Origin of the sequence: Bradyrhizobium guangdongense (assembly GCF_006483445.1) — a bacterium.
Lineage (GTDB): Bacteria > Pseudomonadota > Alphaproteobacteria > Rhizobiales > Xanthobacteraceae > Bradyrhizobium > Bradyrhizobium guangdongense_A.
The window spans coordinates 1-14,007 of sequence record NZ_PPPT01000199.1 but is presented as its reverse complement, the minus strand read 5'-3'; the positions used below and the strand labels follow the sequence as shown (position 1 = coordinate 14,007).

Annotated in this window: 15 protein-coding genes and 1 pseudogene; 6 read left to right on the top strand and 10 right to left on the bottom strand. The window is 59.6% G+C overall.

Annotated elements, in window-relative coordinates; all coding sequences use genetic code 11:
- Positions 1 to 2: 2 nt before the first annotated feature.
- Positions 3 to 674 (top strand): hypothetical protein, encoded by a 672-nt coding sequence (locus C2U70_RS27085; RefSeq protein WP_186294501.1) that lies wholly within the window; start codon positions 3 to 5, stop codon positions 672 to 674.
- A gap of 54 nt (positions 675 to 728) precedes the next feature.
- On the opposite strand, the gene C2U70_RS27080 is transcribed toward C2U70_RS27085, so the two are convergent.
- The 4 genes from C2U70_RS27080 to C2U70_RS27065 form a co-directional block, all read right to left on the bottom strand.
- Positions 729 to 1,151, bottom strand: coding sequence for a hypothetical protein (locus C2U70_RS27080; RefSeq protein WP_140981683.1), 423 nt, complete (start codon positions 1,149 to 1,151; stop codon positions 729 to 731).
- Between the two features lie 52 nt (positions 1,152 to 1,203).
- Positions 1,204 to 1,488: a hypothetical protein gene (locus C2U70_RS27075; RefSeq protein WP_140981682.1), complete on the bottom strand. Its 285-nt coding sequence runs from the start codon at positions 1,486 to 1,488 to the stop codon at positions 1,204 to 1,206.
- A gap of 650 nt (positions 1,489 to 2,138) precedes the next feature.
- Entirely contained in the window at positions 2,139 to 2,294 is a 156-nt protein-coding gene (locus tag C2U70_RS33215) for a hypothetical protein (protein WP_186294500.1), read from the bottom strand.
- Between the two features lie 176 nt (positions 2,295 to 2,470).
- On the bottom strand, positions 2,471 to 2,878 hold the full coding sequence (locus C2U70_RS27065) for a hypothetical protein (RefSeq protein WP_140981680.1): 408 nt from the start codon (positions 2,876 to 2,878) through the stop codon (positions 2,471 to 2,473).
- A 208-nt stretch (positions 2,879 to 3,086) separates the two neighbouring features.
- Between C2U70_RS27065 and galE the strand changes: the two genes are divergently transcribed.
- Positions 3,087 to 4,082 carry a UDP-glucose 4-epimerase GalE gene (gene galE / locus C2U70_RS27060; protein WP_140981679.1) on the top strand — a complete coding sequence of 332 codons (996 nt, stop codon included), beginning with the start codon at positions 3,087 to 3,089 and terminating at the stop codon, positions 4,080 to 4,082.
- A gap of 12 nt (positions 4,083 to 4,094) precedes the next feature.
- On the opposite strand, the gene rfbD is transcribed toward galE, so the two are convergent.
- Both rfbD and rfbC read right to left on the bottom strand, forming a co-directional pair.
- On the bottom strand, positions 4,095 to 4,997 hold the full coding sequence (gene rfbD, locus C2U70_RS27055) for a dTDP-4-dehydrorhamnose reductase (RefSeq protein WP_140981678.1): 903 nt from the start codon (positions 4,995 to 4,997) through the stop codon (positions 4,095 to 4,097).
- Positions 4,997 to 5,551: a dTDP-4-dehydrorhamnose 3,5-epimerase gene (gene rfbC, locus C2U70_RS27050; protein ID WP_140981677.1), complete on the bottom strand. Its 555-nt coding sequence runs from the start codon at positions 5,549 to 5,551 to the stop codon at positions 4,997 to 4,999. Before rfbC ends, rfbD begins: the two co-directional genes overlap by 1 nt.
- Positions 5,552 to 5,658: 107 nt before the next feature.
- Between rfbC and rfbA the strand changes: the two genes are divergently transcribed.
- From rfbA to C2U70_RS27035, 4 genes are all read left to right on the top strand, one after another.
- Complete coding sequence (gene rfbA, locus C2U70_RS27045) at positions 5,659 to 6,534, top strand: glucose-1-phosphate thymidylyltransferase RfbA (RefSeq protein ID WP_140981676.1); 876 nt, start codon at positions 5,659 to 5,661, stop codon at positions 6,532 to 6,534.
- 22 nt (positions 6,535 to 6,556) lie between these two features.
- The gene (rfbB, locus tag C2U70_RS27040) at positions 6,557 to 7,621 is read left to right on the top strand and encodes a dTDP-glucose 4,6-dehydratase (RefSeq protein ID WP_140981675.1); all 1,065 of its coding nucleotides are present in this window, start codon (positions 6,557 to 6,559) and stop codon (positions 7,619 to 7,621) included.
- Positions 7,622 to 7,842: 221 nt separating this feature from the next.
- Positions 7,843 to 8,016 carry a hypothetical protein gene (locus C2U70_RS33210; protein WP_186294499.1) on the top strand — a complete coding sequence of 58 codons (174 nt, stop codon included), beginning with the start codon at positions 7,843 to 7,845 and terminating at the stop codon, positions 8,014 to 8,016.
- 422 nt (positions 8,017 to 8,438) lie between these two features.
- On the top strand, positions 8,439 to 10,031 hold the full coding sequence (locus tag C2U70_RS27035) for an EAL domain-containing protein (RefSeq protein ID WP_140981674.1): 1,593 nt from the start codon (positions 8,439 to 8,441) through the stop codon (positions 10,029 to 10,031).
- A 1,914-nt stretch (positions 10,032 to 11,945) separates the two neighbouring features.
- Here C2U70_RS27035 and C2U70_RS27030 read toward each other — a convergent pair.
- From C2U70_RS27030 to C2U70_RS27015, 4 genes and pseudogenes are all read right to left on the bottom strand, one after another.
- Positions 11,946 to 12,368: a CHRD domain-containing protein gene (locus tag C2U70_RS27030; RefSeq protein WP_433960713.1), complete on the bottom strand. Its 423-nt coding sequence runs from the start codon at positions 12,366 to 12,368 to the stop codon at positions 11,946 to 11,948.
- 204 nt (positions 12,369 to 12,572) lie between these two features.
- Entirely contained in the window at positions 12,573 to 12,857 is a 285-nt protein-coding gene (locus C2U70_RS27025; RefSeq protein ID WP_140981672.1) for a hypothetical protein, read from the bottom strand.
- 86 nt (positions 12,858 to 12,943) lie between these two features.
- Complete coding sequence (locus tag C2U70_RS27020; RefSeq protein ID WP_140981671.1) at positions 12,944 to 13,399, bottom strand: hypothetical protein; 456 nt, start codon at positions 13,397 to 13,399, stop codon at positions 12,944 to 12,946.
- Between the two features lie 146 nt (positions 13,400 to 13,545).
- A pseudogene (locus C2U70_RS27015) lies at positions 13,546 to 14,007 on the bottom strand (chemotaxis protein); the annotation flags it as partial.

The following is a 14,007-nucleotide window of genomic DNA, read 5'->3' as shown; positions in this document are numbered from 1 at the left end:
TCTTGGGTTATGTCATGTTCTCAACACGCGTTGTTCGGCTGGCATTAGTGGCATTCGCTCTGGGCATCGGAGCTTGTGGGCTGGCTTCGGCGCTTGCCGAACTGGGCTCGTTGGCACGTCCTCCGTTTCCTCAAGATCTTGCGCAGGTCACGGTCACTCCAGATCCCATCCCTTCGTCGCTACAAAGCTTTTTTCCCTTTAGAACCGACCTCGAAAGCAATCATGCACTCGCGTTGGCTCTGCAGAAGGTACAATCGACAAAATCGGCCAAGTCGAAACTGCCCGGGCGCGCTGACGAGCCCTTTGTCGAGAGAAGGCTCGAGAGGATCCTTTCGACAAGTCCCTACGATGCCGAGCTGTGGCTCGCCTTAGCCATGCTCGAGAACAACAATGGCTCGAATAGTTTGGCGCGAAACGGAGCCCTAAAGATGGCATATTTTACGGCGCCGAGCGCAACTCATTTGATGCCATTGCGCCTTGTGGTCACAACCTCATCTGACGCTCTTGCCGATCCCGACATACGAGAACTGGCGCGCGGCGACGTTCTCGTCATGCTTTCGCAGAAGAATGTACCGATTTCTGCTTACGTTCAGGCTTCACGCCTGGGAAAAGAGTTTTTGAAGGAAACGATCCAGTCTGTTGATTCGTCGCTTGTCGTAAAATTGCCGCGTTGAAATAGCGTAACTCGAGTTGAAATACGGTGATTATGGCGACGTGAAGGGAAGCCTTTAGAAGCCCAATCTTGGCAATCCCCTGATGTCCGGAAAGCGGGTTAGCATCGCAGCTTTTATGAACTTGAGATGTGACACCTGGGATTCCAGTTCCCTGAGACGTCGCTGGCCATTCTGGATTTCTTTGTCGAATAGATCGTGGTGATGATTATCTAATGCCTCCCGCTCAAGGTACTCGTCATCACCATTGCCAATCGTAACCGATGCCCGTGCGAGCACGTCCTCGACACGGCTGTTCAGACCCAACTGTTCGCGCTCCACCGTATGCAGCGCATTTTCGATTGCGGTCATGATGGCTTCGATCCGCGACCGGTCAGTTTCGGCATCGCGTTCAGGCGATCGCGCGCGGAACCCGCGCTCGCTACCAAATCGTTCCTTTAAAAAATTGTGGGTACGGGCCCGAAGGAACAGTTGGAACATCCGCGCTTTTTCCAGTTAGAGGGCGCCAGACCGGAAAATGGATCCGGCATGGTTAATAAAGGCTAAAGCCCTCGGGCTGTTCGGCCCGCCTTTGCGCCATCCAAACCTTCCAGGCGCCTTCGTGCTTTGCGTAGAGTTCTAGCCAGCGCTGCTCTCCCCCTACCGGCCAATCGCGATCGTTCATGCGGGTGGTCTTCTTGTCTCCCACGCTCGCCGGCGGCTGGCTATCCAGCCGCTCGAACTCGAACGTCTCCTCAAGGGTCAGGCCAATCAAGACACGCCGGCCAATCGCATCGACGAAGTATCGCCTGGGAGCGTTGTACCGCAACTCAGTCATGGCCCGCCCCCTGCGTCGGGATCCGCGACCCGGCCAATCTGTCGCGGCGGCGACCGTCCGATGCAATAACACGCACACCTAACAGCGGGACAACCAGAGAAAACAGCCAGACCATCAACCTGAGACCCCACACAACGCGACGCGCAAGGCAATCAACTCGCTTACAAATTCAATTCGCTTGCAATTTCCGTGCACAACCTAGCCATCAGCAAAAACCCCGACAACAGCGCGCGCAATTTAACCTAACCCGACATGGTTAGCCGCCATTTGGCTTCGCCGCCGTTTGAGTAGCCTTTCGCCGATTGCCATCCTCAAAACGCACGTCGATGCCGGGTGAACGATGGATCGCCCGACCGGGAACGCGATAGAGCGTAGGGTGCATAGAGCCGATGGTGTTCGTGTCGCTTGCGAGATCGCGAGGCACGCGCTGCGTAGCCCAGAGCGAAACCAGCGAAGAAGACTGACAAGGATCAGGACTGGCGTCATCGGAATCTATCCATTTGCGGAACGTTCCATCTCCCCAGACTCGACGCATCTCATCGTCCAGTTGTGACGACATCATGATTATCGTCGCTGATTTTCCTGCCACGCGCGTAAAACTTTAGGCAGCACCCTGCTTGTGAAACAGTCGCTGAGTCTGAACTGGATTCTTAGCCAAGGAACCAAAAGAAAAATTTCACCAGCAGCAGAGTGATGAAATAGACCCAACCTGCCATCGCAATCAGCGCAACGCCGAAGAATGCGCCTTCGAATGCTCGATCTCTGATCTTTTCGAGCGATGGTGTTGCTAGAGCTTTTCGAAGCATTTCACATTTCTGATTCTTTTTGTTCGCTCAAACATAGCAGGACGAATCCGACGATCTCGTGACGAAAGACGAATACAACCAAAAGACGTAAATTGATATATATGCTCGTCCATAAGCCGAGCTGGTTCCAGCGCACGATTGCCGCGCGGTGCAGACCATTCAGATTGAGAGAATTCTCAGCGAGCCATCAGGGGCGCGAGGTCCGGCGTTTGTCGATCCGCGTCCGACCAGCCACGGAACAGGAAAAAGCCCTTATCCGTCGAGACTATGTCGCCCGGCTGCAACGTGTCGTCGCTGAGCACGCGTCTTGTCGCAATCTTCTCCGGCGGTTCCGGCACGAACCTGCGCAGCGGCGCGTTCAGTCGCCATTCCTGCCGGGCCTGCGCCGAACGTTTGCGCGCGTTGTCGATCCGACGCTTCCAATCCTCACGCGAGAGCGAACTGTCGGGAGACGGCAGTGTTTCAATCGTCGGCGTTTCCGGCGATGGCTCCTCCGAACTCTTGTCGCCGGCCATCGTCGGTCGCAGCTGTACGAGGACCAGCAAAACGAGCACTGCGTGGCGATATCTGAGTCGACTGGTCATTCGGCATTCCGAGCCTGGAAGATCAAAATAGCGGTTCTTTACGGCGGCGTCATCAGGCCTCCGGCGGTCCAATCTGGATGTTCGTCAAGGTTAAGCGACGATCCCGAACCGCTCGGCCACGCGGCATTTGACCACGCGTTACGCCCCTTCTATTGATCGGCGGGCTAGCCAAGTTTTTCGAGCCGCGAAGAGCGAAACTGGGACGAAAATGATAGACCGACCGATTATTCTCGTTACGGGAGGCGCAGGCTATATCGGCTCGCACTGCTGCCGGGCGCTAGCAGCCGCAGGTTATCAGCCTGTAGTCTACGATAACCTCTCAACCGGCCATCGCAGTTTCGTCGCAGGCTTACTTGTGACAGGTGACCTCCTTGACGAAACGACGCTCGCGCGCGCCTTCGCAGAGTACAAGGTCGCAGCGGTGATGCATTTCGCGGCCGCAAGCCTGGTCGGCGAGTCAGTAGCGGATCCGCAGAAATATTACATCAACAACGTGCAGGGCACGCTGTCGCTGCTGAAGGCGATGCGCAATGCCGGCTGCCGCCGCATCGTTTTCTCATCGACCGGCGCTGTCTACGGCAATGCCGACAGCAAGGCCTTGCCGGAAGATTTTCCCTGCGCACCAATCAACCCCTACGGCGCATCGAAATGGATGATCGAGCGGATGCTCGCCGACTATCGCTCTGCTTATGGTTTCGGCGCTTTCTGCCTGCGCTATTTCAACGCGGCTGGCGCCGATGCCAAAGGCGGCATCGGTGAGCTACGCGATAACGAGACACATCTCATCCCGCGCGCCATGATGGCGCTCCAGGGCCACGTCGGCGATTTCGCCGTGTTTGGGGACGATTACGAGACGCCCGACGGAACAGCGATCCGCGACTATGTCCATGTCACCGACCTCGCCGCGGCCCACGTCAGCGCCTTAAAACTGCTGCTCGAGGGGCATGTCGGCGGCAGCTTCAATCTTGGCACCGGTTCGGGCTTCTCGGTCCGCGAAATCCTCTCCGCAATCAGGCAAGAAACCGGGCGCGACGTCCCTCAGGTCGTCAAGCCGCGACGTGCTGGCGACCCGCCCTATCTGGTCGCCGATCCCTCAACCTCACGGAGAGTCCTGAACTTTGTTCCCACCCATTCGGACCTTTCCACCATCATCCGGACCGCTTGGTCGTGGCACCAAAAGGCGCATCCCCTCAAGCAGACGTGACGGCTTGAGTGATTATTTGGCCCCGCAGAGCAGGTCCAGTTCGCTCTCCAGGGCCTCCTGCCAGGAAGGCATGACAACCCCAAACGCCTCGCGTAAGCGCGTGAGGTCTAGCCGTGAATTCGCCGGACGAGCAACCCGGGCGCGATACTCGCATGCTGCCATCGGCCTAGTGCTTTTGGCCTTGATCGGCATTCCCCTCGTCCGAAGCGCCTCTACAATGGCAGAGGCAAAGCCGTGCCAGCTTGTGCTTCCGGAATTTGTCAGATGCACAACGCCTCGAGCCCTCGCGAAGAGTTTGGCTAACTCTCGCTGCGAGGGATGCTCAGCAATAATGGTTGCGACCGCTTGCCCGATCGATGCTGCAGACGTTGGCGCACCAAACTGGTCGGCGACGACCTGAAGTTCTTCCCGCTCATACGCGAGCCGATTGATGGTTTGGAGGAAATTGGACCTTCCCGCCGAATAGACCCATGACGTGCGAATGATCAGGTGCGAGGCACCCGACGTTTGCACGGCCTTCTCCCCTTCCCATTTGCTGCGACCATAGGCTGAGAGAGGATTGCACGCGTCATCCTCCCGCCACGGCGCCTCACCCGAACCGTCGAAGACATAATCCGTCGAGAAATGAATGAGCGGCACGTCATGGCGCGCGGCCCAGCGGGCCATGGCCTGTGGCGCCCCGGCATTGACCGTGAACGCAAGGTCGGGCTCGTCCTCCGCTCGCTCCACAGCTGTGAAGGCTGCCGGATTGACGATGAGGTCGGGACGAAGGCGGTCGAGCTCGGCAGCAAGACATTCCGGACGACCAAGATCAAACTGATCCCGACTTGGGGCCAGCACGTCGTGGTTTTCACCCAAGCGCGGCAGCAGCGCGCCACCGACTTGTCCACTTCTCCCGGTCAGCAGAATTCGCATCAGACTTCGCCATAACGAGGCAGGTTCGGGATCGCTTCCAACCACGGAGCGGCCTTATCCCTAGGTGACAGCACGGGATCCGCTATGCCCCAGGCGATGTCCAGCGCCGGGTCGTCCCAGCGTATCGCGATCTCATCCTTCGCGCTGTAGAGCCGGTCGCATTTATAGAGAACGTCCGCTCTCTCTGAGAGCGTCAGAAAGCCGTGCGCTAGTCCACGGGGGATCCACGCTTGCCGCCGGTTCTGCTCGCTCAGTTCAATCGCGGCGTGCCGACCGAAAGTTGGGCTGCCGATGCGTACATCGACGGCGACGTCCAGAACTGCCCCGCTGACCACACTGACGAGCTTGCCCTGCGGATTTGGGTTTTGCAGGTGCAGTCCGCGCAAGACCCCCTTCGTCGAACGCGAGAGGTTGTCTTGCACGAAGGAGGCCGGGATACCGTGCTCGGCATACCGGCTCGCATGGTAGATTTCGAGCAAAAAGCCTCGAGGGTCGCCAACAAGCCGTGGCTCCACAATCAGGACATCCGGCAGATCGCTCGCAAAGACATTCATCCCGTCCGGCCCAGCCTCTAAGCACCTGATCGGACGATCAATATCCAACTTGCGCGGGCCGTGCCATAGGCTATCAAGGATAGGGTTCGCGGAGCTTTAGAGAGCGTATGAAGGGCATTATCCTGGCAGGAGGGACCGGTTCACGGCTCTATCCCGTGACCGCCGTTGTCTCGAAGCAGCTCTTGCCGGTCTTCGACAAGCCGATGATCTATTATCCCCTGTCTACGCTGATGCTGGCGGGCATCCGGGATATCCTCATCATCACGACCCCGCAGGACCGCCCCCTGTTTCAGCGCCTGCTTGGCGACGGCTCCGAGATGGGACTTAGGTTTTCCTACGCCCATCAGGAGACCCCGCGCGGCCTTGCCGATGCCTTTATTGTCGGCCGCGAGTTTGTTGGACAGGATTCCGTCGCACTCGTGCTTGGCGACAACATATTCTACGGTAATCGCCTGCAGGAAATGCTGGCAAGCTCTGCCTCACGGACAAGCGGAGCAACCATCTTTGGATACGCGGTCAACACGCCGGAGCAATATGGCGTGGTCGAGTTCGACAAGAACTTGCGCGCGCTGTCGATCGAGGAAAAGCCGACGCAGCCAAAGTCCAACATCGCCGTGACCGGACTTTACTTCTACGACAACGACGTTCTTGACATCGCGAGCCGCATCAAGCCCTCGGCGCGCGGCGAACTCGAGATTACCGATGTGAACAGGGCCTATCTGGAGCGCGGCGATCTCTATGTCGAGCTCCTCGGCCGCGGCTTTGCCTGGCTCGACACCGGAACCCATTCCTCGTTGGTTGAGGCAAGCCATTTCGTGCAGATCCTCGAGCAGCGGCAGGGATTGCGTATCGCTTGCCCCGAGGAAATTGCCCTGCGGCAAGGCTATATCTCGCTTGATGCGTTCGAGAAGCTGGCGCAGAAGAACGCCAAGAGCAGCTATGGCGAATATTTGCTGTCGGTACATCGCTTGCTGAGCCGTTAGGCCGCGACATCACAGAGACTGAATGCGCTTCGAGGGATCAACCATCTTCGTAACGGGCGGCGCGGGCTTCATCGGCTCTGCCGTCATCCGCCATTTGCTGGCAGACACCGGCGCGCACATCGTCAATATCGATAAGCTCACCTACGCCGCCAATCTGGCTTCACTTCCGGGCTGCGAGGGCCATCCGCGTTACACTTTCGAACGGCAATGCATTTCAGACAGCGTGGGTCTGCACATACTCTTCGACAGATTTCAGCCGATCGCGGTGATGAACTTGGCCGCGGAAAGCCATGTCGACCGCTCTATAGATGGACCAGCCGAATTCATCCAGACCAACATTGTCGGCACCTTTAACCTGCTTCAGGAATCGCTGCGCTACTGGCGCGCGCTTTCCCCGGACAGGCGCACCCGATTTCGATTCCTGCATGTTTCGACAGATGAAGTCTTCGGTTCGCTCGGTCGCGACGGTCTGTTCACGGAGGAGACGGCCTACGCGCCCAACTCGCCCTATTCCGCGAGCAAGGCATCGTCCGATCATCTGGTTCGCGCATGGCGGGAGACCTACGAGCTTCCGACGTTGGTGACGAACTGCTCGAACAACTACGGGCCCTATCACTTCCCGGAAAAGCTCATTCCGCACATGATCATCCGGGGACTGGCAGACGAATCCCTCCCTGTTTATGGCGACGGCAAAAATGTACGCGACTGGCTCTATGTCGAGGACCATGCGAGGGCGCTGACGCTTGCGCTCGAGCGTGGCAAAGTCGGCGAGACCTATAATGTCGGCGGCCGCAGCGAGCGAACCAACCTCGAGGTCGTGGAACGGATCTGCGATCTTCTCGACGCGCTCGCGCCAGGCGCTAAGGGTTCGCGGCGGGATCTTATAACTTTCGTCGCCGACCGTCCCGGCCATGATCTCCGCTACGCAATCGACCCCGGCAAGATCGAGCGCGAGCTTGGCTGGCGCGCGCAGGAGAACTTCGAGAGCGGTCTTGCGAAGACCGTTCGATGGTTCTGCGAGAACCAGAGTTGGTGGCAGGACATTCTCAAGCGCGGATACGAGCACGCGCGTATTGGATTGGGTTAAGAACACCGTGTTTATACGGGGCAATTTACACCCGAGAATGCAAAGTAAGGTTTCCCAGTTAGCTTAATCCGCAGTCCTTGTTGCGCGTTTTTCTGGATCGCCTATCCCTCTCATCACCGGGCTCCCCCAAGGCCCGGCCCCACCCAAGCAAAGCCGTCGAGCGAACATGGGTCGCTTGGCGGCTTTGTCGTTCTGTTGTGTTCAAGAGGATCGTTTCGGTTATGGCGCGCAAGCCCTGGTCGTTCAAGGAAGACCGCCGGTTGATGGAGCTGGCCAAGTCTTCGATATCTTTGGAAGAGGCTGCCAGGCAGCTTGGCCGATCGCCCGACGCCGTCAAACGGATGGCGTTGCGCCTTGGCCTTTCGATCAAGTCGAAGAGCGCCAAGAAGGGCTAAGGGCAGCCTGAAGAAGGGCTAAGGGCAGCCTGCCTTCTTCGCCTGCCTAGCGCCGTCACACCAAGGAACCCCCATCCAAGTGGCGCGTTTCCAGACGGGCAGAGTAATTTTGAGGGCTTGGCCTTGGCACACATTGTCGTCTGCACAATGCTGGTCTGGTTCGCTATCAACATCGCCTTCGTGGTGGTCCGTCTCTGGGCCACGCGGTCAAGCGGACCGGTTCTCCCGCGCCACGGATTGCCTCTGGGCTTCCATATGAGGCCCGTGCCCGTTCGGCATCGTCTGCCCCCTGAGCGGTGGCAGCCTACCGGTTCCATTGGGGGAAGCCAAGCTTCGACGGTCCCTTAGACGGCCCTTAAACCAATCTTAGCGCCTACCGGAGTAGGGTCCGGGTCATCGTTTCTTAACCCCTCCCGGGCCGGATGACATTGCGGCGGCCGAACCTGATGTTGGCGGCGCTCGTACTTGCGAGCACGGCTGCGTTCGGCTTAGCGGGGCACTTGGCCGCCACCAGCTTCATCCACCACCAGCAGGCACGCCAGCTCGACGAGTTGACCGAGGTCGTCCTGCGCCGGTCCGAATTCGCGGTCGATTTCGCCGCCGCAAGCCTCGACGATCTCGCCGGGAAGGGATTTGCCAATTGCGATGGGGCTGCATTGCAGGCGGTCCGCCTCCACGTCTATCAGCGCTCGGCGGTGAAGGATGTGCGCCTCGTCAATCCCGATGGCTCGGTGATCTGCTCGGCCTATTCCGAGACGCTGGAATTCGACAAGGGTTGGGCCGACCGAAGGGACATGCTGGCCTCGCGCGACAAGAAACTCTTCCTGTTCCGCGTCGAGCAGTTCGGCGGCGACGCACTGGGCGTGCTCAGAGACATCGATCCGAAGACGGCACTGGTCGCCATCCTCGGCATCAATGCCAGCCTGTTCGACATCATGCCGGCAGAGCTGCGTGCCCACAGTGAAGTCCTCCTGGCGTTGAACAACGGCGAAAAGCTCGGCGAGTTCATGCTGGACCCAGACAGGGCGCTGCCATTGCCGACCGGCTTCGAAAAGAACTCGGTGCGCTATCCGTTGCGCACGACCATCCACGTTGAACGTGCCGTGCTCTCCACCTGGAATACCGAGGCCTACTGGCCGGCCATGGCGCTGGCGCTCGCGCTCGGCGTCATCTTCGGTATTCTCCTGGCACGCAGCCGCCGGACGGAGGGGCCCGTCGCCGACCTCGATCGCGCGCTCGCCCGCGGCGAATTCAAGCCGTATTTCCAGCCGATCTTCGATCTCGAGACCGGCGCGATCAAGGGCTGCGAGATCCTCGCGCGCTGGCTGCGCGAGGACGGCTCCGTGGTGCCGCCGATGAATTTCATTCCGCTCGCGGAATCGAGCGGGCGTATCCAGGCCATGACCTGGCATCTGCTCGAGCGCGCGCTGTCCGATCTCCGGCCGCATCTGCGTGCCAACAAGGATTTCAAGCTGTCGCTCAACGTCGTGCCAAAGCATCTGCTCAGCGCCGGCTTCGTCGAAACGCTCCGCCGCACGGTGCTTTCGGCCAGGATCTCGGCGCGACAGATCGTTGTCGAAGTGACTGAGCGTGACGAGCTCGACGATCTTGTGCGCGCCGCTGCCGTCGTCGCAGAGCTTCGCGAATATGGCTTCCGTGTCGCCATCGACGACGTCGGTGTCGGCCATAGCGGGCTGTCGCGCCTGAAAGGCCTCGGCGCCAATACGATCAAGATCGACAAGTTCTTCGTCGACACGATCACCATCGACGCCTCAACCACCGCGATCGTGGAAATGCTGGTGACGCTCGCCAAGGATCTGCACATGAGCGTCGTCGCCGAAGGCGTCGAGACCGAAGAGCAGGTCCGCGCGCTGATGGCCTGCGGCGTCCAGGAAGGCCAAGGTTATCTGGTCGCGGCGCCATTGCCATTCGCGGAATTTTTGCGGTTACTTGCGGGGGACGAAGCCCATGGCCGTCCTGACGTATCAGGCCCTGACGCCGCGCTCGTTGCCTAGAAAACGAGCGGAAATCGAGAGTCGTGATAAGTTCGCACGCATGTGATACGCGGCACTTGCAATCGCGCTACTGTTCGTTGTCAAGTCTTGAGCCGAGGCGACTGGCTGATCAATTACGCACATACCACACTGGCTGCTCAACAATGGCTGCTTAATGGATAAAGGCACTTCTCTTACACCTTGGACCAGACCAGACGACGATCGATTTCGGGAGTTAGTCGCTGGAGGAGCCACGCCACAGGTTATTGCTCGCGAATTGAGGAAGTCTCCCGAGCAACTGCGCCGCCGAGCCTACAGTTTGGGCCTGCCGCTGAAATGGTTTAAACGAGCCTCCGCCCAGCAACACAAGTCAGATCACCCCGTTTGAAGACGGGATTTTTGAGCCACAATTGGAGCTCTCCATCTCGTCGGCCTATCCGACGCTACGCATCTTTGGAGTTGAAGCAGGGACGAGCAGAGCATAGCTGGTAATGATCATGTCCGGACGTCGAATCCGTCTGGAGTTTGCACCTTGGGAACTCGCCGCATCTCCGATTGTTGGACTAAGGCTTTAAAGGAGTGGCCGATGAGAACAATCATCATTATTGCAGCGATCACTGCTACCCTTGCTTCGGTGCCGTCACAGGGCGCTCCGATCAATTCATCTACGACCTCCAGGTCGACGGGAACCTACGCAACTCCAAATCGCTCGGGCAATCAATTCAATCCGGGAGCGCCGGCACCTAGCACGCGTGTTATTATTCCTAATCGCGGTTCCGTTACCACCGGCATTGCGCCGACCTTAACCAACCCCGAAAACAATCCAATTCCCAACAACCCGACTGAGGCACCTCCTCTCCGGCCAAACGGGTCGCGTTACGGACGCTAATTAAGCGAAATATGGCCAGATCGATGCTTTTGAAGGCGAGACTCGCTTACCAGAAATGGATTGAGTCACTTTTCGGGTCAACCATTGTCACCATCGAAGCTATAATAATTCCGTCCGAGGTGGTTTTATCGGGCGAATTTATCTACCACTTGTGACGAACCCCGCGCCGGAAATTTGCAAAATCGAATTGCAAATGCATCGAGACATCAAAGAAATGCTGATTGGATCAGCTGCGATCATCCTCTGGGGTATCGTATTGAGCGCTTGGCCGCCACTCGGCGCATTCATAGGCGTTTTGCTCACTGATGCCCGGATTCTGATCGAGGGGCTCTTCTAACTTGCAGCTGCCCTTGGCGGACTAGATTGCGGTGCCAGTCTATCGCTCGCGTGCCGCTATGGATCAGCACCCGAATCGAAGGTTGGCAAAAACCTCCGAGCCGGTCACTATCAACTCAACAGGCTTTAGCCCACAGGACGACCGGCAATGATAACCTTCCGACTAATAACATTCTTGGCAGCGGCGTTTCTTCTAGACACATCCTTGTGCGCGCAGGCCCAGAATACCTATCCGAGCGGCGTGAACCGAGGATATGGCGGTGCGACGACCACGACGGCGTCACCTTCGAGAGGCGTGCAGACAACCCCCCCATCGGGGATCTCGTCGGGAAATCGCAATGGAGTTGGGACCAACCAAGGGCGCTCAGAAGGCGCGCTCGGCCTGTCGCCGCAGCTTCAAAGGGAGCTTGGAATTAGCCGACAACAGTAGAACCGACCGGGCCCTACTGAAGCGTAAGGACTATCTAAACCTTCGATTGTCCTTGGACGCTGGATACCCGTTCCACCCCCTGCTATTTTTTCCCGGTCCGGGGGTGGGTCAATGCTTGGGTTGCTTTTGCTTGTCGTGGTCTTCGGATTAGGGTTCGGAGCCGGTTATGCCGTTCGCCACCGCCAATCACTGCAGCGGCGGCGGCGCGCAGGCCTTTAATCGATTTCCGGGGGCCACGAGCGGTGGCGGCGCCCGGCTGATTTCGCAGATTGTCGAAGGTTTACTTCGCCATCTGTCCGCGCAGCTCACCACCCGGGTTCGCGGCGGTGTGGATGTTCGCATACCACTTCCCGCCGAGGAGATCGGCGGCCTGCGTGTCGGTGAGGGTTGCGGTGCCCTGGATCGGGCTTTGCGTCGACTTGAACGGCAGCGCGATGCCGGCGTTCTTGCCGGCTTCGCTCGGTCCATGGAAATGGGCGCCCATTGCCGGGCCTGTAAGGCCGTCATAGGTGACGGTGTAGGTCAGCGTCTTGGTGTCGGTGTCGTAGGTCGCCTCGGCCTTGCCGGAGCCGGAACTGTTGTTCGGCGGCACCTCGTTGGAGCCCTTGAGCTCCCCGCTCAGTTTGACGACCTCGGCGCGGGCGGCAGGGGCCAACAACGTCACCCCCAACACCGTTACGCCCAACATCATCGCACTCGCCATCCACGTGGCCTGCTTCATGTTCAGCCTCCCCCAATGGTCTTTGTCTCGTTTGGTAGAAACACCGCCCGCCACGGCGAATTCCGGCCGCAGGCTCAGCTCGATTCGACCCGATTATGCCGGCAACTGCAACCTGTACCATCGGCGCATCCTGGGGATGGTGGCCGAATTCTGCGCGTCCAGTGATCGTTCAGCGGGAACGCCGAGCTAGGCTGCCCCACGTCGGCCGCCCGTCTCCTCGGCCGTGAGAAGCTCGGCCATCTGTCGGTGGGTGTCGCGCAAGCCTGCGATCGCGAGATCGAGATCGAAGTCCGCCTCGCGGATGGTGGTGAAGAATTTGGCAGTCAGCGCAAGGTTCAGTTTGACGCGGGTGAAGCCGTCCCGGCTCTTGCGCTTGTCCAGGGACAGATGCGAGGCGCGCAGCCGGGCCTCGGCGGCGTCGCAGCCGCAAAGCGTGGCCAATTCGTCGTAGGTCATCCAGATCTGGGGCATGCTGTCTCCCGCCATTCCGCGCGGCAGGCTAGGCCCCAATTGTAAAGGCGCGGTTGCCGCGCTGACCACGGAGCGAATGCCGGGCGTCAGGAGGGCGGACTCTTGGACGGCCCGGGCTTGAACGGCGCCCGCGGGCGCGACCGGCCGTCCAGAGCCTTTGGCAACTTGTCAGCCTTGAGCTTGACCACAGCGCCGCCCCTTTGCTCCGTCGCCGGCATCTCGTCCCGGCTGTAGATCAGCGTCGCCTCGAACAGCACGCCGGGGGCTTCTCTCGCCGTGCCGGAACAGGTGGCCATCGCGCCGGTGCATATTCCGGCGAGATTGACCTCGACCTCGTCGGGTCCGAACACGGTCGGCGGCCCCTGCGCATGGCGCCGCGTCGTTAGCACCGCGGTGAAGCGATCCTGCTCGACCTGGTAGGAGCCGCCATAGGTGAAGAAGCAGTCGCTGCCGGAGATCGTCCCCCCGGCCAGGTGCACGATGCCGGTGCCCTGCCCATGAGGGGTTCTGAACCACGCAGCATATTTGCCTTCTCTGAGCATCGAGGTGCCTGCAACTGGACGAGCGCGTATGTGCGCCCAACTCTTGGGCGCGACAATGACCGATCGGCGAGCCGTGTTGCGAGGGTTAATGGCCGGCAAAGCAACCGGCTCAAATTGCGCGCGCCGCACGGAGCATCGCAATGTCGTCAGAACAGCTCGATACCGTCATCGGCGGCGTCAACCGCCGCCGCGGATGGCGCACTCACGACCGACGCCACGCCGATCCGCGCCAAAAATTCGCGATGGACGACCCGCTCGCGCTCCATGGTGTAGCGCGCGAACAAGCCATCGAGCGCCGACTGCCCCTGCACATCGAGTTCAAGCCGATGCGTCACGGCATTCGCATGTTCGAGCCGCGCGGCCACGGCCGGCAAGGTTGCCGATCCCTCGCCAAGCGCGGTCATCAGGGCTTGCGCCGAATTCATCAGGCCTTCGAACTCGGCGCCTTCGCAGGCGAGCCGGCTCATCAGCTTGCCGAGCCGCTCATTGCCGATTTCGACCTCGCGCAATGCCTTCAGGATCTGCGGCTCGAGCTCGCCGAGCTGGGACGGATCGCCGTGCACGCGAAGCTCCTTCAGCTCGTTGGCCGAGCGCTCGATGCCGTCAAG